Source organism: Rossellomorea sp. NPDC071047 (assembly GCF_050270195.1).
In the GTDB taxonomy this organism is placed as follows: Bacteria; Bacillota; Bacilli; order Bacillales; family Bacillaceae_B; genus Rossellomorea.
In genome coordinates this window covers 242,916-263,116 of sequence record NZ_JBNNJT010000003.1, presented here as the reverse complement: position 1 = coordinate 263,116, position 20,201 = coordinate 242,916, and the positions used below count along the sequence as shown (strand labels likewise).

Here is a 20,201-nt window from a genome sequence, read left to right as displayed (position 1 = left end):
ACGCACACTCTAATCCTAACCAACTCTTTCCACAATTCAAACAATATTACCTTGTCCACTGCATAATCCCTATGGTAAACTAGTAGTAATGCTATGTTCGTATCAGGAGGTGGGACTCATGCACACAATACTCGTCACTTTACTTATTATTGTATCAATCGCACTTATCGCCATTGTATTACTTCAGTCAGGTAAAAGTGCTGGACTTTCAGGGGCCATCTCTGGTGGTGCAGAACAACTTTTCGGAAAACAAAAAGCTCGTGGTATTGACTTAGTACTGCACAGAATTACAATCGTATTATCGGTATTATTCTTCGTACTAACCATTGCCATCGTAGCTATCTAATACGGACAAAAACCTGATCATTAAGGTCAGGTTTTTTTATTTATAAGGTTTCTGTTTGATTTCAAGCGAAATATTGGATTGTCTGACCAATGTTTGCTAAAAATAGAGAAGAAGAGTGGTTTAAACGATCGTTTAATAGATATAAGCCTGTGATATCAAGCTTTTCTACAACTAATCAAACGTTTGTTTAACATAAATCAAGTAAAAATCCCATTACATAAAGAAATCATTTAAACAATTGTTTAACAGGTTGTGGCCCTACAAATCAAGGTTCCAATCTTCTAATCAAACGTTTGTTTAAAATCAGATAAAAGGAGTCACTAGCTATGAAAACCGTATTACCAAAACCATTCACATTTGAAGCAGGTCCCCGGGCCGTTCTATTACTGCACGGATTCACCGGAAACTCAGCCGACGTCCGGATGCTTGGCCGTTACTTAGAAAAGAAAGGCTATTCATCCCATGCACCTCACTATAAAGGACACGGTGTACCGCCTGAAGAATTGGTTCACACAGGCCCTGAAGATTGGTGGCAGGATGTCATGGACGGATATGAGCTTTTAAAGAGTAAGGGATATGAAGAGATTGCGGTTGCCGGCCTTTCCCTTGGAGGGGTATTTTCTCTTAAATTAGGTTACACTGTACCTGTAAAGGGTATTGTCCCTATGTGTGCACCGATGTATATAAAAAGTGAAGAAGTCATGTATAAAGGGGTCGTGGATTACGCCCGTGAATTTAAGAAATTTGAAGGAAAACAAGAAGAACAAATTGAAAAAGAAATAGAAGAGTTTAAGAAAACGCCGATGAATACATTGAAGGCCCTGCAGGAATTGATTGCGGATGTGCGTGGAAATGTGGATATGATTTATTCACCGACGTTTGTGGTACAGGCAAGGCATGACCATATGATCAATACGGATTCTGCTAATATCATCTATGATAACGTTGAATCCGATGACAAAAAGATTAAGTGGTACGAAGAGTCCGGTCATGTGATTACATTAGATAAAGAAAAAGAACAGCTTCATGAAGACGTCTACGGTTTCTTAGAGAAATTAGACTGGACGGTTTGATGAATTCGATGATCAGGAGGGATTGTCATGGACGAAAATATTAAAGAGCATGTGGATAGGCTCCTTTCCTACATGAAGGAAGAAGCATACAAGCCATTAACGGTACAGGAGCTTGAAGAAGCATTCGGAATTGAAGGGTCCACGAACTTCAAGGAATTCGTAAAGGCTCTTGTCGTAATGGAAGAGAAAGGGCTGGTCGTACGGACAAGGAGCAATCGCTACGGCTTACCTGAGAAAATGAATCTGGTAAGAGGGAAAGTATCCGCTCATGCAAAAGGTTTTGCGTTTGTGATACCGGAAGAATCAGGAATGGACGATATCTTCATCCCTCCTAATGAAACGAATAACGCCATGCACGGCGATATAGTATTAGTAAGAGTGTCTACTTCTTCTTCAGGTTCCAGAAGAGAAGGAACTGTTGTGAGAATCGTAGAGCGCGGTGTCGACCAAATGGTTGGGACGTTCACAGAAAGCAAGCATTTCGGATTCGTTATCCCGGATGACAAGAAGTTTGCGAGTGATATCTTTATCCCGAAATCCGCTCAAATGGGTGCAGCGGAAGGACATAAGGTCGTCGTGAAATTAACTTCCTATCCTGAAGGGCGCAAGAGTGCAGAGGGTGAGGTCATTGAAATCCTGGGTCATAAAAATGATCCCGGAGTCGATATTCTCTCTATCATCCATAAGCACGGGATTGACGTCGAATTCCCTGAAGAAGTCATGGATCAGGCGAATAATGTGCCAAGTGAAATCGACGAATCAGAAATCCCGAATCGAAAGGACCTGCGTGACCAGACGATCGTGACGATTGATGGTGCTGACGCCAAAGATTTGGACGATGCTGTAACGGTAACGAAGCTTGCCAATGGAAACTATAAGCTTGGTGTACATATTGCCGACGTAACTTACTATGTAAAAGAAAGCTCTCCGATTGACCAGGAAGCTTTTGATAGAGGTACATCCGTCTACTTGGTAGACCGGGTCATCCCAATGATCCCGCACCGATTATCAAATGGAATCTGTTCTCTTAATCCCAAGGTGGACCGTTTGACTCTATCATGTGATATGGAGATTTCACCTGACGGGGATGTCGTGAAACACGAAATATTCCAAAGCGTCATTAAGACAACCGAACGAATGACATATTCAGATGTGAATAAGATTCTTGTGGATAAAGATGAAGAACTTCGAAAAAAATACGAGCCTTTGGTACCGATGTTCGAGGAAATGGAAGACTTGGCACAGGTTCTTCGTACGAAACGTATGAGGCGTGGGGCCATCGATTTTGATTTCAAGGAAGCGAAAGTGCTTGTCGATGATGAGGGAGAACCGACGGATGTGGTCCTGCGTGAACGTTCAGTAGCTGAAAAGTTGATCGAAGAGTTCATGTTAGTGGCCAATGAGACGGTTGCTGAGCACTTCCACTGGATGGAAGTTCCTTTCATATATCGTATCCATGAAGACCCCAAAGAAGATAAATTGCAGCGCTTCTTTGAATTTATTACGAATTTCGGCTTGATTGTAAAAGGAACAGCGAATTCGATTCATCCACGTGCTCTTCAGGAGATTGTCGAGGATGTACAAGGGCAGCCGGAAGAAATGGTTGTATCGACGATGATGCTGCGTTCCATGCAGCAAGCGAAATACGATCCTGAAAGCTTAGGTCACTTTGGACTGGCGACAGAGTTCTATACTCATTTCACATCACCGATCCGTCGTTACCCTGACTTGATTGTCCATCGCTTAATCAGGACTTACCTGATTGAAGGCAAGATTGATCAGGCAACACGGGAAAAATGGGGCGCGCAAATGGGGCATATCGCTGAGCACACGTCAAGCCGCGAACGCCGTGCAGTGGATGCAGAACGTGAGACCGATGAGCTGAAAAAAGCAGAATACATGGAAGACAAAGTGGGAGAAGAGTACGACGGTATCATCAGTTCCGTTACGAACTTCGGAATGTTTGTCGAACTGCCTAATACCATTGAAGGTCTTGTCCATGTGAGTTATATGACGGACGACTACTACCGATTTGATGAGCGTCATCTTGCCATGATCGGTGAAAGAACGGCAAACGTATTCCGGATCGGAGACGAGATCACCGTTCGTGTCGTGAGCGTCAATAAAGATGAGCGTGCCATCGACTTTGAAATCGTAGGAATGAAGAATAATCGCAAGGAGCGAGAAGACCGCGTTCGCTCGATCCGCTCTGATAAAGGAAAATCGGACCGAGGGAAATCGAATCGATCTTCAGACCGAAAAAAGGACGGAGAATGGTCAACGCGTCCACCGAAAAACAACAAGAAGAAAAAGTCGAATAAGAAACACTTTGAAAATGCGCCTAGAAGCAAACGCAAAAAGAAGAAATAAAGGTTCAGGAGCAATGGGATAACCTTTGCTCCTTTTCTTTTCCAAGTGTAACAATACAATTTTTCTCGAGAATATGAGATAATAATGAGTAAACCAACGGAAAGACTAGGGGGATTCCAATGCCAAAGGGAGAAGGCAAGCTTATTGCCCAAAATAAAAAAGCACGTCATGACTATGCCGTAGAAGAAACATATGAGGCGGGTCTTGTGCTGCAAGGAACAGAAATCAAAGCGATCCGTGGTGGTCGTGTAAACTTGAAAGATTCTTTTGCCCGTGTCCAAAATGGAGAAATTTTCGTTCATAATATGCACATCAGTCCCTATGAACAAGGAAATCGATTTAATCACGAACCTCTCCGAACACGTAAGCTCCTGCTTCACAAAAAGCAAATCAATAAGCTGATCGGTGATTCCAAAGAAGCAGGGTACTCAATCGTTCCTTTGAAACTATACATCAAAAACGGTGTGGCAAAGCTTCTGATTGGTCTTGCCCGTGGTAAGAAGAAGTATGACAAACGTGAAGATCTGAAACGAAAAGAAGCGAACCGCTCTATCCAGAGAGAACTGGCTCAGCGTCAAAAAGGTATGTGATTGTACAGATTTCCGGAATCTGGTATTTGCAATTATCTCAGGATTTGTTATACTAATAGATGTCGCGAGGTAATCTTGTGGCTGTAAGAACAATTGAATAAGTGACTTACACGCTGAACTTATTCTTTCCCGTTCTTCCCTTTTTATCATGGGGACGTTACGGATTCGACAGGGATAGTTCGAGCTTGGGTTGCGAGCCGTGGGGATCGTCCACGATAAAACGTCAAAGCCAATAATAACTGGCAAAACTAACAATAACTTAGCTTTAGCTGCGTAATAGCGCTTTAGCTGTTCCTCCCTCCATCGCCTATGTGGTAGGGTAAGGGACTCACTCTTAGTAGGCTACGCCGGAGTCCACCGTCTGAGGACAAAGGAAGAGACCAATCAGACTAGCTGCACGGACGCCCGTCGATAGGCAGAAGCTGCAGTGAACTTGCGAATATATCGACTACGCTCGTAGACGCTTAAGTGGCGATGTTTCTGGACGTGGGTTCGATTAGTTATAGTCGCCTTATGTGGCAACACATAAGTGAAAATTTGGCTTTATCGGTGAAACCTAAGTCACACACAGTGTGATAAGGCAATGCCGAGCGGTATGTGGAGCAATCCAACAGCCGTGTATCGACTTATAGACTGCCGAATCTCGGTAGTACTAGGATGCGGAATCTATATCTCTCAACAGATAAATCTATATTTCGCATAATACGCCAAAGGACCTCTACTACAGGTTCAAGATATAGTCAGTGCCATGTCGAAAGCATGGAAGTGCACGTCCCACCGTCTCCACCAAATACATATTTGGTGGTTTTTTATTTTTTATAATTTGAAAAAGTCTTCTTCAAATGTTAATTTTTTCTTTAGACATTCTGGATTGTATTTTCCATTTCTAATTGTTACTCTATCATAATGTGTAAGGATCCACTCCGCACGTTTTTTCTTTTTTTCTACTCTAAGAAAAGGAAGAACGAATTTCAATAAGTATAAAACTTGATTTTTGGTCTTAATGGTTAGTGTAAAGGAATCCAGATGACGATCGGGATGGTAGTTTTTCTTTTTAGTAATGTGACCGTTTGTTAGATTTTTAAGGTATTCTAGAAGTTCTAAGTCTGTCGAGGCAACAGTAATGCAAGGTCTCCTATGTTCCTTATCATGCATACGTGTTAATGTTATAGAGCCTTCCCCGTCGATAATCCCAGCAAGATAGGCTGCTTCCCATTCTTTCAAACCTTTCAACTCCTTTCATTAAACCTAACTCTTTCCTTTAGTTTCATTACCCATACAGTGGTTGATTTAAATACATTAGATGAAAATTTTTTATAACTAGATTTAACTAATTGAAATTTAGTTTTTTCAAAGTGATTTTGAGAATATCTGCAAAAGTATTTAAGAATAAACACCCCTTCAATTTTCACAATAATCAACCTATAAACCGCTCTCAAAATTATTCTCAAATAATTTTGAGAGTTATTTTTTTGAGTTGTGAGCATTTCTTTCCAACATTGTTACCGTTCTGTGAATAAACTTCGACGAAATTTCGAAAATCTGTTTAAAGTGCAGTGAAACAAGGGTACCTTTTAATAGAATTTGATAGTATAGGTCTACAGTGATAAATCCGACATAAAGGAAGGTGAATTCCCTATGTTTAATAAATTCAAGCCATACTTGATTGTGTTGATCAGTCTGGTTTCATTATTTTTCATCATTATATTCAGTTCGGGAAGTGAAATGATCATTCTCGATCCTAAAGGACCTGTTGGGGCCCTGCAGAAAGATCTGATCATGTTGTCAATCTACTATATGCTTGGCATTATGGTTGTCGTTCTTTCCTTCTTTACTGTTATTCTCCTAAAATATCGTAGCAGTAAAAAGGATAGTGATTACAAGCCCGAAATGCACGGGAGTACGAAATTAGAAATAATATGGACGCTTATTCCTGTATTGATTGTTATTGCCTTGTCTATCCCAAATACAAAGGCATTATATGAATTAAAGGAAGCTCCAAAAGCAACGGCTCATAAAGATCCGATTGTGATTCATGCCACTGCTGCGGATTGGAAGTGGATCTTCAGTTATCCGGAGGAAGGGATTGAGACCGTAAATTATATCAACGTTCCCGAGGATCATCCAATTTTATTCAAAGTGACGGCTGCCGATTCCATGGCTTCTTTCTGGGTGCCGCAGCTTGGCGGACAGATTTATGGGATGCCTGGAATGGTGAATGATTTATACTTACAGGCTGATGAGCCGGGTACTTATGATGGAAGAAATTCAAACTTCACTGGTGAAGGAATGACACACCAAAAGTTTGATTTTGTTGCGTTAGAAGAAGAGAAGTATAGAGAGTGGGTAAAAGATTCTCAGGAAAATGAACCTAAATTGACGGAAGAAACATATGAAAAGCTCATGTTGCCTGACACAGTTGATAAAATGACCTTTTCATCCACTCATTTAGCCTTTGTCGACCATGGAAAGAACTCTGAATATGCCATGGCCATCCGTGAGAAATATGGTGTGGAGGCTTCTTCCCACGGCGCGGATAAAGATGCAAAATCAAGTCATGGAAATCACGGTGAACATGGAGATATGGAGGATCATGATAACCATGAAGAGCATGGCGACATGAAAGATCATGAAGACCATGACGAAGAAGATCATGAAGATCATGAAAATAACGAAGGACATAAGCACTAAGAAAGGAGGACTCTAGATGTTTGATTTTATTAAAGATAATTTAATCCTCAATGATCCATTGATTCTTGGAGCCAACATTTCCATCGTTTTCACTGTAATTGGGATCGTCGCGACCCTTACGTATTTTAAAAAGTGGAAATGGCTGTGGAATGACTGGATTACGAGTGTTGATCATAAAAAAATCGGGATCATGTATATTATTGCGGCATTGATCATGCTCTTCCGCGGAGGAGTCGATGCACTATTAATGAGGGCGCAATTAACAGTGCCTAACAATGAATTTTTATCTTCACAGCACTACAATGAAATCTTTACGACTCATGGTACGATCATGATACTATTCATGGCGATGCCATTTCTATTGGGCTTAATGAACGTCGTCGTTCCCCTGCAAATCGGGGCAAGAGACGTCGCATTCCCATTTCTAAATAACTTAAGTTTCTGGTCCTTCATGTTTGGGGCGATCCTTTTCAATATGTCATTCGTATTCGGTGGATCACCGGATGCAGGATGGACGAACTACGCACCATTGGCGATTGAAGGGAGTCCAGGACCGGGAATTAACTACTACCTCCTTGGATTGCAGATTTCCGGGATTGGTACGTTATTAACGGGGATCAACTTTGTTGTTACGATCATTAAAATGCGTGCGCCAGGCATGACGCTTCTTCGTATGCCGATGTTCACGTGGACGACTTTGATCACAGCATTCATCATCGTATTTGCTTTCCCGATCTTAACGGTGACATTAGCGTTGATGACATTTGACCGATTATTTGGTACGCATTTCTTCACGCTGACGGCAGGCGGGAATCCAATGCTTTGGTCGAATTTATTCTGGTTATGGGGACACCCGGAAGTGTATATCGTTATTTTGCCTGCTTTCGGTATTTTCTCAGAAATCATTGCTACCTTTGCAAGAAAAACATTATTTGGTTATAAATCGATGATCATTTCACTTGTTGCAATCTCAGGCTTAAGCTTCGTTGTGTGGGTTCACCATTTCTTCACGATGGGCGGAAGTGCTGCGGTTAACAGTGTATTCTCGATTTCGACGATGGCGATTGCCATACCGACCGGGATCAAGATATTTAACTGGTTGGGTACCCTTTACAAGGGACGGATCGAATTTACCGTCGCCATGATGTGGTCTGTTGCGTTCATTCCAACATTCTTGATTGGTGGAGTGACAGGAGTCATGCTCGGTATGGCTGCAGCAGACTTCCAGTATCACAACAACTACTTCCTGGTTGCTCACTTCCACTACACGCTGATTGCCGGTGTGGTATTTGCCTGCTTCGCGGGACTGGTGTACTGGTATCCAAAAATGTTTGGACATAAGATGAATGAACGCATAGGGAAATGGGCTTTCTGGTTCTTCTCTATCGGATTCAATGTATGTTTCTTACCACAATTCGTCTTAGGATTTTCCGGTATGCCAAGACGTGTGTACACATACGGACCAGAAGATGGCTGGATGGCATTGAACGTCATCTCTTCTGTCGGGGCTTTCGGAATGGGTGTAGGATTCATGATCATCGTCTATAACGTTTACTATAGCTACCGTTTTGCGAAGCGGGAACTATCCGGGGACGCTTGGGATGGACGTACACTTGAATGGGCGACTAGCTCTGCGATTCCACCGCATTATAACTTCGCTCATGTTCCTGAAGTGAAGAGTGCCGATGCATTCTACTATATGAAACAGGAAAGAAAAGAATCCGGTAAGCCTGAAAAGATTGAGTACAAACCGATTCATATGCCGAGCAATGCAGGGGTACCATTCATCATGTCCGGGTTATTCTTCGTTGGAGGATTTGGCTTGGTATTTGAATTGTGGTGGATGGCAATTCTTGCTCTTATCGGTATCTTCGGCTGCATGGCATATCGTTCACTATTTTCACACAAACAGGATGCTGGTTACTATGTAAGTGTGGAAGAAATAGAAAAAACTGAAAATCCGTATAAGAGGGAGGCGTGAATATGGCACATAGTACGAATGTAGATCCAAATACGCCACTTGAATATCAATCGGAAATCGGCAAACTGAATATATTCGGATTCTGGGTTTTCCTGGGTGCGGAAGTAGCTCTATTTGCCACTATTTTCGCGACTTTCTTTGCCCTTGAAAGCGGCACGGTTGGAGGACCGCTTCCATCTGAAGTGTTTGATCTGAAGAATACAATCATCATGACGTTACTTTTATTAATCAGTAGTTTCACGTCAGGGTTATCAATAAATGAATTAAGAAGAAGAAATGTCAAAGGGATGATGGTCTGGCTGATCATCACTCTGCTCTTTGGAGCAGGGTTCCTTTACATGGAAATCACGGAATTCCTTCATCTGATTCATGAGGGAGCCGCCATGGGTACCAACGCATACTGGTCTTCATTCTATCTATTGACCGGAACGCATGGTCTCCACGTATCATTAGGTATTTTATGGATAATACTTGTGATGTTCCAGGTAAAAAGACAAGGATTAAATCCAGATACCGCTAAAAAACTATTTGTATCCAGCTTGTATTGGCACTTCTTGGACTTTGTATGGATCTTCGTGTTTACAAGCGTGTACTTACTAGGGATGGTGGGATAATGGAACACAATACAGCGAATCATAGTCGTATTCCTTGGACACAGATCATTGGTTTTGTCTTATCCATTGCATTGACATTCTTAGCCGTTTGGTTCGGACTTTACGCGGGACTGGCGTATAATCTGATGGTTGCTCTTGTATTTGTTCTTGCCTTTATCCAGGCGGCAATCCAACTGTTTATGTTCATGCACGTAACAGAAGGAGAAGGCAGATGGCAGGTAGGAAAAATGATGTCAGCTGCATTTATAGCCCTTGTAATCGTACTTGGATCGATTTGGGTATTGAGCAATATGCATTAAAGATTGATAGAAAGAGGTTGTTGAATATTATTTCGGCAGCCTCTTTTTTATGGGCTCTTTTCACAAAGTCTGGTGGTCAGAGAGTATACATAGGTCAAAAGGTTGGTTGACAAGTGTAATCTCATATTCATATAATATCAATGTATATGAAAATGATAATCATTATCACTGTAGTTGAATGAACAGGGGGATAGGCCATGGTTAAAACAGTTAATGAATCAGAATTCTTTATTATAAAAGAAGGCAAGGCAGACAACTTCTTGTTCCGTCCGGTGGATTTCGATCGGGATTTGTCCACTCTCCATGAATGGATGCATCAACCTCATATTGCCCCGTTCTGGAAGCTGAACCTGCCACTGTCAGAGTTTAAACAATGGTTAAAGCAGTCTATAGAAGCAGATCATAAAGATATCTACATAGGAACAGTTAACGGAGAACCAGTGTGTTACCTGATTGCCTACTCCATTGAAAAAGATCCAATCAAGGAATTTTATGAATATCAGAATGGAGATTTAGGCATGCACTTACTGATTGGTCCAAGAGCATATTTAAATAGAGAAGACGGACTTTCAGTGATTAGATCCATGATCATTTTTTTATTTGATCACTATAAGGAATCAAGAAGAATTATCGGAGAACCTGACATTCGCAATCGGATTGTGATACCAATATTAAAAAAATTGGGAGGGAAAGTAATAAGCAAAATCAATCTACAGAATAAGAAAGCTTCGTTGATTGTGGGAGAGAGAGATTCGGTTATTGAGAAAATGAAGGACGAGAATATACAGGTAGAGTGGCTGAAATCTATGAATTCGCAAAGGAATGAACTAGTTTGATGAAAGTGAAGGCGCCTCTTAATCCTCAAGTAAGCGAACTATTACATAATATTAGTGAAAAAATGAAAGAACTTAATCATCCCCCATTGGATATTCTGACTCCAGAGCAATCCAGAGAATACTATAAAATTGCCAGAGAATTCTTCACTACAATCTCCGTCGACGGCTTGGTTGTTGAAGATACCTTCATTCCTTCATCAGAGGGGCATGACATTCCGGTTCGAATCTATACACCAAGTGGAGAGGGTCCTTACCCTGTCCTCATTTATTCTCATGGGGGAGGCTGGGTATTTGGAGATTTGGATAGTGCAGATAACCTATGCAGGTATTTTTCTAAGCATGCCGGCATCGTCGTCGTTTCAGTCGGTTATCGCCTCGCCCCTGAACATAAATATCCTTCAGCGTTTCAGGATGTAATTGAATCCATTAAATGGACATTTAGGAATGGAGAAAGATTGAAAGGGGACATAACAAAAATCGCAGTCGGTGGTGAAAGCTCGGGAGGCAACTTGGCGGCCGCTGCTGCCATATACTTCAGGGATTATGAAGAATACAAGTTGTCCCTTCAAGTTCTCATCACCCCGGTTATGGACTATAACTTTGACTCACTTTCCTACAGAGAAAATCATACATACAATCTCACAAATGAAAAAATGAAATGGTTTTGGGGACATTATTTAAATGATCCTTCTGAAGGCTCGGATGTATATGTTTCACCTCTAAGAGTGCACTCAATGGAGGGTTTGCCAGAAACACTGCTTGTTACAGCTGAATTCGATCCTCTGAGGGAGGAAGGGATAGCTTTCGGGGATCGTCTGGAGAAGGCAGGGATTAACGTCGAACTGCTGCATTATCAAGATATGGTCCATAGTTTCATTAATATGATAGGAACGGTGGATGGAGCCAAAAATGCCCTGGATGAAATGACTGTAAAGCTTAAATGTATGCTGTACACTGTTGAAGAGAACGCATAAAAAAGGATCCATAAACTTTAGTTAAAAAAGTTTATGGAACCTTAATCATTTGCTTATTAAACTATTTACAAGTCTTCACTCTCATAGTTAAACTGCCACTGAATACCAAATTTATCAGTAACCTGACCATACAACTTACTCCAGAACGTCTCCTGAAGCTCCATATCAACCTTACCGCCTTCTTTCAATTTGTGGAAACGGGTCGTCAACTCTTCAGTATCCTTGCTTACCAGAGCAAGGGTGATATTGTTTCCTTCTACAAAAGGCATATCAGGAAACACATCTGAAAACATGACGTTGCTGCCATCGATTGTCAGTCTTGTATGTAATACCAGGTTCTTAGCTTCTTCAGGAAGGGGGTAATCAGGGTGGGGAGGTGCCTCCGCAAACGTCATGATCTGTGGTGGCTCGGTACCGAATACCTCTGCATAATACTCAACGGCTTCTCGACAATTCCCATTAAAATTAAGGTAAACATTGACTGACATGTCTATCACTCCTATTGATTATAATGACTACATTTTTAATTGTATCATCATCCTATCAATTCTAGTTATAAAAAAATGAATAATCAAAAAATTTTACAAAGAGGAAGCGAGATTTTGCTTCAGATCCTGAGACACTTCGTGGATAAAAAGGGTGTCATAAAATATGGTTAAACCACAATATTTTTCATTCAAGCGTATTTCTTAAGAAATGCGTTTTTTTTATGGAGAGTAATGAAATTATTGGGGTTTTGGCATTAATCGTTGCCTACTGTGTCAGGAATTGATAGAATCATCAATTAGAGTAACTGTAATTCGAAAATAAGGAGAAAAAAATGATAAATGTCACTAGTGGATTTAGAATCGAAAAAGATTTTCTTGGAGAAAAAGAAGTACCCGAAGATGTGTACTATGGAATTCAAACCTTACGGGCAGTGGAAAACTTTCCGGTTACGGGGTACAAAATTCATAAAGAGATGATCGATGCCTTAGCAGTCGTGAAGAAAGCGGCAGCACTGGCAAACATGGAAACCACACGTCTTTATGACGGGATAGGTCAAGCCATCGTGCAAGCTTCTGATGAAATATTGGAAGGGAAGCTCCATGAATTCTTCATCGTCGATCCCATCCAGGGAGGGGCAGGGACTTCCATCAACATGAACGCTAATGAAGTCATTGCCAATCGTGCCCTGGAGCTCATGTCCCATCGTAAAGGGGAATATGGAAAGGTAAGCCCGAACAGTCATGTGAATATGTCACAGTCAACGAATGACGTATTCCCGACAGTCATCCATATCTCCACTCTGAAATTAGTAGAGAAACTTCTTATCACCATGGAACATATGCTGAACGCCTTTAAAAAGAAAGCACAGGAGTTTGATCACGTTATTAAAATGGGACGTACCCACCTGCAGGATGCTGTCCCGATTCGCCTTGGCCAGGAATTTGAAGCCTATAGCAGGGTAGTGGAGCGTGATATTAAACGGATCGGACGAACTCGGGATCACCTCTATGAAGTAAATATGGGGGCGACTGCAGTAGGAACTGGATTGAACGCGGATCCTGTTTATATCAAGAGTGTCGTGAAGCATCTGGCTGATATCAGTGGTTTGCCACTTACCGGGGCTGAGCACCTTGTCGATGCTACGCAAAATACCGACGCATACACTGAAGTTTCGGCTGCATTGAAGGTATGTATGGTCAATATGTCCAAGATCGCCAATGACCTGCGCATGATGGCTTCAGGGCCAAGGGCCGGACTTGGTGAAATTTCACTGCCAGCGAGGCAACCTGGTTCTTCCATCATGCCCGGTAAAGTGAATCCGGTCATGCCGGAACTGATCAATCAGGTGGCCTTTCAGGTTATCGGAAATGATCATACCATTTCATTGGCTTCTGAAGCCGGACAGCTTGAACTGAACGTGATGGAGCCTGTACTCGTATTTAATCTCCTTCAATCCATCAGCATCATGAACAATGCGTTCAGAAGCTTTACGGACAATTGTCTTGTCGGGATCGAAGCGAACGAAACACGTATGAAGGAATATGTTGAAAATAGTGTGGGAATCATTACAGCTGTAAATCCTCACTTGGGGTATGAAGTCGTATCCAGAATCGCCAGGGAAGCCATTCTTAAAGGAAAATCAGTGAGAGAGCTTTGTCTGGAATATGATGTGCTGACCGAGGAAGAGCTTGATTTGATTTTGAATCCTTATGAAATGACGAATCCGGGGATAGCGGGACGAGTGTTATTTGATCGGGAATAGGTTTTAACCATAATAACGAATGAAGAGAAATTTCCCTTTATAAATAGGGGAGGTTTCTCTTTTCTTATTTTTAGAAAGCACACTTGGGAAAGTTTATTAGCGGTCTGATTCTCCTTATACTATAACCATAAGACTTTTGTAGGGTTTAATTGGTTTATACATTAATCACTATAAACTCATAAAATCCTGTATCAAAATGTTTTAACAGATATTATTTCTAAAGGTGTCCCTATCTCAGTAGGGACTATATTCCTGCCTTATTCCCCCCATACACCACCCCAAGGCCCTATGCTATATTCTAAATGTTAGAAAATTTAGATAAAAAGGGGATGCCACCATTTCATGAATCCAAAAAAGAAAATTCTTGTTTGTGCATTGGGAGCCGGAATGATTATAAGCTCAGCCAATATTCCAGGTATCAATGTATTAGCCGAAAAGCCGAATACAATTGAATCAGTATTATCCAGCCTGACTCCGCAACAACTCGAAAACTATAAACAGTTGCAGTCGGTTGAAAGAGAAGGATTGTTCTTATCACAAACCGTAGATCTGGAAAGTGATGAACCTATAAAAGTCATTGTCCAATTAGACCATCACCCGGAGAAAATAGCTAAATTAAAAGCAGAATTAGAAGGGAAAAACCTTTCTTCAACTGACGCGAAAGCAAATATAGAAAAGGATCAAAAAACATTTAAAAATGATGTAACGAACATGTTTAAAGGAAAGAGTGCTAAAGGCTACAAGCTTGGAAAAACATACACAAATGCAATGAATGGTGTTTCTATGGAACTGCCTGCCAACAAAGTAAAAGAATTGTTGAGTTTAGACGTAGTAAGGTCCGTCTGGAGCGATGTCGAATTACAAGTAGAGCCTCCTGTAGAAGATGAAAATCAAGATAATAAACTAGTGAAACCTTATATGATGGAAAGCATTCCTTATTTAGGAATCGATAAATTACATAATGAAGGATTTACGGGTAAAGGCATCAAGGTTGGGGTGCTCGATACTGGGATTGATTACAATCACCCGGATCTTGATGGAGTATATAAAGGTGGATATGACTTCGTAGACGAGGATAATGATCCAATGGAAGCGACATATGAGGATTGGAAAAAGTCAGGAAATCCAGAATTTGCAGGTAGCAATAGTTATTATACTGAACACGGGACCCATGTCGCAGGAACCATTGCCGGGGAAGGAGATAATGAGAGCGAGTATCATATAAAGGGTGTTGCACCTGAAGCTGATCTATATGCCTATCGTGTTCTTGGACCTTATGGAAGTGGATCAAGTGAAGGGGTCATTGCGGGAATCGACCGAGCCATTGAAGACGGTATGGATGTCATCAATTTGTCTCTTGGAGCCATGATCAATGACCCACTTTATCCGACTAGTGTTGCGGTTAATAATGCAGTCCTTAGCGGTGTCACTGCTGTGGTTTCCGCAGGGAATTCCGGGAGTGATAGGTTCACTTTAGGTTCTCCCGGAACAGCCGCACTGGCTCTGACCGTCGGAGCAAGTGATGTCCCAGTGGATATTCCGACGTTTAATGGACAATATGGTACTGAGAAAGTCAATCTTCAGTTGATGGCTAGAAACTATAGTGATAAATTAGAGGAATTTGAAGGACTGAGTTCAACTGTGGTTGATGTAGGTCTTGGGAAAAACACAGATTACTATGGGAAACCAAGTGTAGCTGGAAAAGTCGTTTTAATCAGCCGTGGTGAAATTGCTTTTGTCGACAAGATCAAAGTGGCTAAAGAGAAAGGAGCCAGAGCTATCCTCCTTTATAACAACAATGCGGAAGAAGGGCAAATCCCTCATTACCTGGGAGAAGGAGTCGACTTCATACCGACTTTCACACTGACGAAAGAACAAGGAGAAGCATTGAAAAATAGCCTGGAATCAGATCAGGATTTCACGTTTAGCGATTTGGGAGCCATCACGACGGAGGGTGACCGATTGGCAGATTTCAGTTCAAGGGGGCCATCTAGATCTAACTATGATATTAAGCCTGAAATCACTGCGCCAGGAGTGGGGGTCCTCTCAACAGTTCCTTCATATATAAATGATAAAGAAAACGGTAGCTATGACTATGCTTACGCCAGACTTTCCGGGACATCCATGGCATCACCACATGTTGCAGGAATCTCGGCGCTCCTCTTACAATCGAACAAGGAGTATAAGCCGGATGATATCAAGTCTATCCTGATGAACACTTCAGATCCCTTTAATGGTGATTACAGTGTGTATGAAGTGGGCGCCGGTAGAGTAGACCCCTATGAAGCGATTCATTCGGATATGAACTTCCAGGTCATAGATGAGACGACCAATCTTCAGAACGGGGAACGTATGACCATCGATGAGGTAACAGGCGGTATGAGTTTCGGGTTACAATACGTGGGTGAAAAATCACTCCGAAACCAGCGTACGATTTCAGTAGAAAATAACGGCGAAGAAAACAAAACATTTGTTGGAAAAGTAGAATTTACTAACCAGTCTCTCAATGCCAGTGAAAATGGGGTACAAGTATCCTTCAATAAGAAACTCACAGTGAAAGCCGGAAAGAAAAAGAAAACGAATGTATTCTTAAATGTCCCTAAATCAGCTGAAAAGGGGTACTATGAAGGGTATATCCATTACGTAAACGAAGCGGATGAGTCAGAGAACTATCAAATTCCATTCGGCATACGTGTTTCTGAAAAAGGCATCGAATACGTCAATGCATTAAATTTTTCCACAAAAGATAATAATCAATTCAGGCCGGTAATCCAATTCACTCCAATGGATTTCGTCCTTAAATCACCAATGGATCAACTCAGTGTTGTCCTGGTCGATGGAAAAACGAATGAAGATTTAGGGTTAGTGGGAGTCATCAATTCTAAAGGTATTCCAGAAGGACAGAGGATTATTTTGAATGATGCGTTTTCAGGAAACTATTATCCATACGAGGATCATTCCATATCCATTAATCCAACGATGGCACCTGAGGGTCATTACAAACTTAAGTTGGTGGGGGTAAATAGTGAAGGTGAGACCTTTACTTCTGAAGCCGATACGTATATCGATAATACAGCTCCTGAATTCTCAAGCTCCTTACCGACAGGTGTCTATGAATATGAGAATGTAGAAGACACGATGGCGTTTTCTATGAAACTTTATGATAAAACCATTGAGGATATGAAAGCGGCGGGTTTACAAGTCGATCAATCCAAGAACGGGATTGAATATTACTACGGATCTCCTTTTCCAACTGGTATGTTATATCCTGACGCAAATGGAAATCTTTCAGATGAAATTCAAATGAATAGTCGTTTGAGTGTCTATCCATTGGGATTCTTTGGATATGACTCAGTGGGTAACTTTAGTAAACCGGTTATAAACTTTTTTGTTCCAAAAGGTACTCCTTACGTAACAGCATCGATGAATCAGGATGAAGCAAAAGCTGGTGACCTGGTAAAGTATACTTTATCAGCAAAAAATGTGGAGAAATTAAGCGATATCCATTTCTCTACAACGTATGATACGAACCAGCTGAAATTGGTCGATGTAAAGATTCATCCGGATTTCGAAAAGTACGGACATTCCAGTTTAGAACAAGTAGTGACGAAGAAAAGCGCATCTTCAAATCAAATAGACATTGACGTATCCGTTGACGAGAATTCCGAAGTGGAGGCAACTGGTGATATTCCTGTTGTAGAAGTCACTCTTGAAGCCCAAGATACAAAATATTACAAAACAAGCTTTATTACTGGTCCAACCATTTCTGGAACATATACAAATATAAATGGAACGGATACAAACCTGCGAGGTTACTATGAAGGGGAGTATACGGAACTATTACGAAGCCATTCAGAGGTAAGGGGTAGTATCGTACCACAAGGATTCTATGGTACGGATGGTAAATTTGACTATGAGATGGATTTTTCAAATGCCCCAATCACCTTAAACGTAACAGATTCTGAAGGAAACGTGTATGATGGTGAAATTAAAAATGATAACCAATTCATAGTGAACCTTCCTGTAACGGATAAGCCATTTAACATGGCGGTAAAGATTCCAGGACACTTCCCCGTTAACACGACATTTCATGTGTATGAACAACGAGAAGACAAAATTGTCGCGACTTGGAGTAACCTTGCCCTCAGAACGCAAGATGCAGGAGATATTAATCAAGATAGCGTGATTGATATTTTAGACGCCCTTGCACTTAAAGAAAACTGGGGAACGGATAAACAAGAAGCTGATCTAAACTTTGACGGAAATGTAGATGAAAAGGACTTTGAATTAGTAGAGTTTAACTACATGGAAACAGATCCAGGGGTGAAAAATGCTCCAAAGCCAAAGGATAAATATAAAGGCCAGACATTAAAAGACATTAAAGCTGAGTTGGGAATTGAATAAATAAATGAAAAAGCTTTCTCTTATAACAGTATAAGAGAAAGCTTTTTAAAATTTCCCTACAAAAGGAAAAAATGTATATTTATTAATAAATTTATATATATTATCCTTCTCAATAAAGGGAAATACTTACCTTTAATAGCTTATAAGATACCAATATCCTATGTATAATGATAGATATATACAAGGGGGAAGTGAAACGATGTCTATCGGCAGGATCATTTACTATCATCGAAAAAAACAAAATAAGACACAAGAGCAACTTTGCAATGGGATATGTTCAACGACTCATCTAAGTAAGATTGAGAATAGTTCTAAAGAGGGGAACCTGGAAACATTAGAATTACTTTGCAAACGACTCGGTGTATCGATTGAAGAGGAAACGGCAAAAACGCTGAATTTAAAAAGGCAGCTGGCCCAATTCTATGAAGCGATCGAAAGACTTCATCGAGATCATGCCGAAAGACTATATCAAGAGTTAGAAAAGCATAGAGATTATATTCAATGTACGGAAATGGTTTACTTATATGAACTTTACATGCTTCGATATCTATTGTTCACAAATAACCCGACCGAGTATGAACACGCATCGTATGGGTTGAAAAAGAATATGAGCAAATTTTCTTCGTTTGAAAAGTACCTGTGGGAATTCTTTCAGGGAATCTATTATGGACAGAAACAGCAATATTCCAAGGCGATTACCATCTTTGATCAAATAGAGGATAAAGCCGATCTGTATAGTGAAAAAGTGACGGATTATTATTATTATAAAGCGGCCAATCATGGGCTATTGAAGCATTTTACGTTGTCTCTTCATTACTCCCACAAGGCTTTGCGAATCTTCCAGAACACAGGGAATATCTTACGGATCCTTCATGTGAAAATAGGACTTTCAGCCAACTTAATTTATATTAACGATCTTGAACGTGCAGAAGTCATGTTGCATACGGCTTTAAACGATGCAGAGATGTTAAAAGATAACGAAACAAAGATTACAGCTCTTCATAATTTCGGTTTGTTAAATAGAAAAAAAGGAAGGCTAAAAGAGTCGTTAGAGTATTTCTCACAGTCACTTAAACTGAAAAAGAAGCAAACAATCAGTTATTATGGCACATTGGTGGAATTGGTTCAAGTATTGCTGGACTTGAAAGAGAGTGAGCTAGCGATCAATCTTTTGCAGGAGAATTTAAGAGATTTTAAAGACCAGCAGTCCAGTAAATATGTAGAATTAATGGTGCTGTATTTAGATGCAATAAAGGATGACAAACGGCTTAGCGATTTTTTAATCGATCGTGGCTTGCCTATGATGAAACAATATGATCTCTACAAGGCAGCAAAATTTTCAGAGCGATTAGCGGTATATTTTAAAGAAAAAGGAGACCTGATCTCTTCCAATCAATATCTTCATTTATCCAATGAACTATTAAAAAAATTGATTTTTAATCATAATGAACCAATCTAAGAGGCTGGGACAAAAGTGTTTTAGTCTAAGTAAAACCCGAACAAATCCGCTTCTTAGTAGGCAGATTGGTTCGGGTTTATTATTTATTTTTGGTTTATTTGATTTTAGCAGTCTTCAGCGGTTGATTGGAGTGCAAGACGAAGACTCCTGCGGGAAAAGTAGCTTATGTGAGACCCCGCAGGCTTGCCGAGTTGGCTCACGGGCTACCCGCGGAAAGCGTAGTCTTGCACGGAAATCATTAGCGGTATTAAGAACCTACACTTCTATTGTTTGTCTTTATTTCGTGATTTTTTAGTTTTGTCCCAGCCTCTTT

Annotated in this window: 15 protein-coding genes and 1 other RNA gene; 14 read left to right on the top strand and 2 right to left on the bottom strand. The window is 40.8% G+C overall.

The annotated features are described in order from the left end of the window. The first annotated feature begins 118 nt into the window (after positions 1 to 118). The 5 genes from secG (at position 119) to ssrA (ending at position 4,878) form a co-directional block, all read left to right on the top strand. Positions 119 to 346: a preprotein translocase subunit SecG gene (gene secG / locus ACQKFO_RS13255; protein WP_044338270.1), complete on the top strand. Its 228-nt coding sequence runs from the start codon at positions 119 to 121 to the stop codon at positions 344 to 346. Between the two features lie 326 nt (positions 347 to 672). After that, on the top strand, positions 673 to 1,419 hold the full coding sequence (locus ACQKFO_RS13250) for an alpha/beta hydrolase (RefSeq protein ID WP_427599208.1): 747 nt from the start codon (positions 673 to 675) through the stop codon (positions 1,417 to 1,419). Positions 1,420 to 1,446: 27 nt separating this feature from the next. Further along, positions 1,447 to 3,789: a ribonuclease R gene (rnr, locus tag ACQKFO_RS13245; RefSeq protein WP_427599206.1), complete on the top strand. Its 2,343-nt coding sequence runs from the start codon at positions 1,447 to 1,449 to the stop codon at positions 3,787 to 3,789. A 119-nt stretch (positions 3,790 to 3,908) separates the two neighbouring features. Further along, entirely contained in the window at positions 3,909 to 4,379 is a 471-nt protein-coding gene (gene smpB, locus ACQKFO_RS13240; protein ID WP_044338267.1) for an SsrA-binding protein SmpB, read from the top strand. 158 nt (positions 4,380 to 4,537) lie between these two features. Then, positions 4,538 to 4,878, top strand: a transfer-messenger RNA (tmRNA) gene (ssrA, locus tag ACQKFO_RS13235). Positions 4,879 to 5,195: 317 nt separating this feature from the next. On the opposite strand, the gene ACQKFO_RS13230 is transcribed toward ssrA, so the two are convergent. Further along, positions 5,196 to 5,603 carry an LAGLIDADG family homing endonuclease gene (locus ACQKFO_RS13230; protein WP_427599204.1) on the bottom strand — a complete coding sequence of 136 codons (408 nt, stop codon included), beginning with the start codon at positions 5,601 to 5,603 and terminating at the stop codon, positions 5,196 to 5,198. 414 nt (positions 5,604 to 6,017) lie between these two features. Between ACQKFO_RS13230 and qoxA the strand changes: the two genes are divergently transcribed. From qoxA to ACQKFO_RS13200, 6 genes are all read left to right on the top strand, one after another. Continuing rightward, positions 6,018 to 7,070 carry a cytochrome aa3 quinol oxidase subunit II gene (qoxA, locus tag ACQKFO_RS13225; RefSeq protein ID WP_427599203.1) on the top strand — a complete coding sequence of 351 codons (1,053 nt, stop codon included), beginning with the start codon at positions 6,018 to 6,020 and terminating at the stop codon, positions 7,068 to 7,070. Between the two features lie 16 nt (positions 7,071 to 7,086). Then, on the top strand, positions 7,087 to 9,051 hold the full coding sequence (gene qoxB / locus ACQKFO_RS13220; protein ID WP_427599201.1) for a cytochrome aa3 quinol oxidase subunit I: 1,965 nt from the start codon (positions 7,087 to 7,089) through the stop codon (positions 9,049 to 9,051). Between the two features lie 2 nt (positions 9,052 to 9,053). Then, positions 9,054 to 9,665: a cytochrome aa3 quinol oxidase subunit III gene (gene qoxC, locus ACQKFO_RS13215; RefSeq protein ID WP_148970166.1), complete on the top strand. Its 612-nt coding sequence runs from the start codon at positions 9,054 to 9,056 to the stop codon at positions 9,663 to 9,665. Next, on the top strand, positions 9,665 to 9,964 hold the full coding sequence (qoxD, locus tag ACQKFO_RS13210; protein WP_427599199.1) for a cytochrome aa3 quinol oxidase subunit IV: 300 nt from the start codon (positions 9,665 to 9,667) through the stop codon (positions 9,962 to 9,964). Before qoxC ends, qoxD begins: the two co-directional genes overlap by 1 nt. 197 nt (positions 9,965 to 10,161) lie before the next feature. Further along, a complete protein-coding gene (locus ACQKFO_RS13205) occupies positions 10,162 to 10,800 on the top strand; it encodes a GNAT family N-acetyltransferase (RefSeq protein WP_427599197.1) in 639 nt (212 codons plus the stop codon). Then, entirely contained in the window at positions 10,800 to 11,774 is a 975-nt protein-coding gene (locus ACQKFO_RS13200; protein WP_427599523.1) for an alpha/beta hydrolase, read from the top strand. Before ACQKFO_RS13205 ends, ACQKFO_RS13200 begins: the two co-directional genes overlap by 1 nt. 65 nt (positions 11,775 to 11,839) lie before the next feature. On the opposite strand, the gene ACQKFO_RS13195 is transcribed toward ACQKFO_RS13200, so the two are convergent. Further along, on the bottom strand, positions 11,840 to 12,262 hold the full coding sequence (locus ACQKFO_RS13195; RefSeq protein WP_148995345.1) for a VOC family protein: 423 nt from the start codon (positions 12,260 to 12,262) through the stop codon (positions 11,840 to 11,842). Positions 12,263 to 12,594: 332 nt separating this feature from the next. On the opposite strand from ACQKFO_RS13195, the gene aspA reads away from it, so the two are divergent. The 3 genes from aspA to ACQKFO_RS13180 all read left to right on the top strand — a co-directional run bounded on the left by aspA (position 12,595) and on the right by ACQKFO_RS13180 (position 19,888). Further along, positions 12,595 to 14,025: an aspartate ammonia-lyase gene (gene aspA, locus ACQKFO_RS13190; RefSeq protein ID WP_427599195.1), complete on the top strand. Its 1,431-nt coding sequence runs from the start codon at positions 12,595 to 12,597 to the stop codon at positions 14,023 to 14,025. A 342-nt stretch (positions 14,026 to 14,367) separates the two neighbouring features. Continuing rightward, on the top strand, positions 14,368 to 18,429 hold the full coding sequence (locus ACQKFO_RS13185; protein WP_427599193.1) for a S8 family serine peptidase: 4,062 nt from the start codon (positions 14,368 to 14,370) through the stop codon (positions 18,427 to 18,429). A gap of 199 nt (positions 18,430 to 18,628) precedes the next feature. Continuing rightward, entirely contained in the window at positions 18,629 to 19,888 is a 1,260-nt protein-coding gene (locus ACQKFO_RS13180; RefSeq protein WP_427599192.1) for a helix-turn-helix domain-containing protein, read from the top strand. The last annotated feature ends 313 nt before the right edge of the window (positions 19,889 to 20,201 follow it).

Coding starts and splice junctions, on each gene's coding strand:
- secG (WP_044338270.1), top strand. CDS start 119: ATGCACACAATACTCGTCACTTTACTTATTATTGTATCAATCGCACTT.
- ACQKFO_RS13195 (WP_148995345.1), bottom strand. CDS start 12,262: ATGTCAGTCAATGTTTACCTTAATTTTAATGGGAATTGTCGAGAAGCC.
- ACQKFO_RS13205 (WP_427599197.1), top strand. CDS start 10,162: ATGGTTAAAACAGTTAATGAATCAGAATTCTTTATTATAAAAGAAGGC.
- ACQKFO_RS13200 (WP_427599523.1), top strand. CDS start 10,800: ATGAAAGTGAAGGCGCCTCTTAATCCTCAAGTAAGCGAACTATTACAT.
- ACQKFO_RS13180 (WP_427599192.1), top strand. CDS start 18,629: ATGTCTATCGGCAGGATCATTTACTATCATCGAAAAAAACAAAATAAG.
- qoxD (WP_427599199.1), top strand. CDS start 9,665: ATGGAACACAATACAGCGAATCATAGTCGTATTCCTTGGACACAGATC.
- aspA (WP_427599195.1), top strand. CDS start 12,595: ATGATAAATGTCACTAGTGGATTTAGAATCGAAAAAGATTTTCTTGGA.
- rnr (WP_427599206.1), top strand. CDS start 1,447: ATGGACGAAAATATTAAAGAGCATGTGGATAGGCTCCTTTCCTACATG.
- ACQKFO_RS13250 (WP_427599208.1), top strand. CDS start 673: ATGAAAACCGTATTACCAAAACCATTCACATTTGAAGCAGGTCCCCGG.
- qoxA (WP_427599203.1), top strand. CDS start 6,018: ATGTTTAATAAATTCAAGCCATACTTGATTGTGTTGATCAGTCTGGTT.
- qoxC (WP_148970166.1), top strand. CDS start 9,054: ATGGCACATAGTACGAATGTAGATCCAAATACGCCACTTGAATATCAA.
- smpB (WP_044338267.1), top strand. CDS start 3,909: ATGCCAAAGGGAGAAGGCAAGCTTATTGCCCAAAATAAAAAAGCACGT.
- ACQKFO_RS13185 (WP_427599193.1), top strand. CDS start 14,368: ATGAATCCAAAAAAGAAAATTCTTGTTTGTGCATTGGGAGCCGGAATG.
- qoxB (WP_427599201.1), top strand. CDS start 7,087: ATGTTTGATTTTATTAAAGATAATTTAATCCTCAATGATCCATTGATT.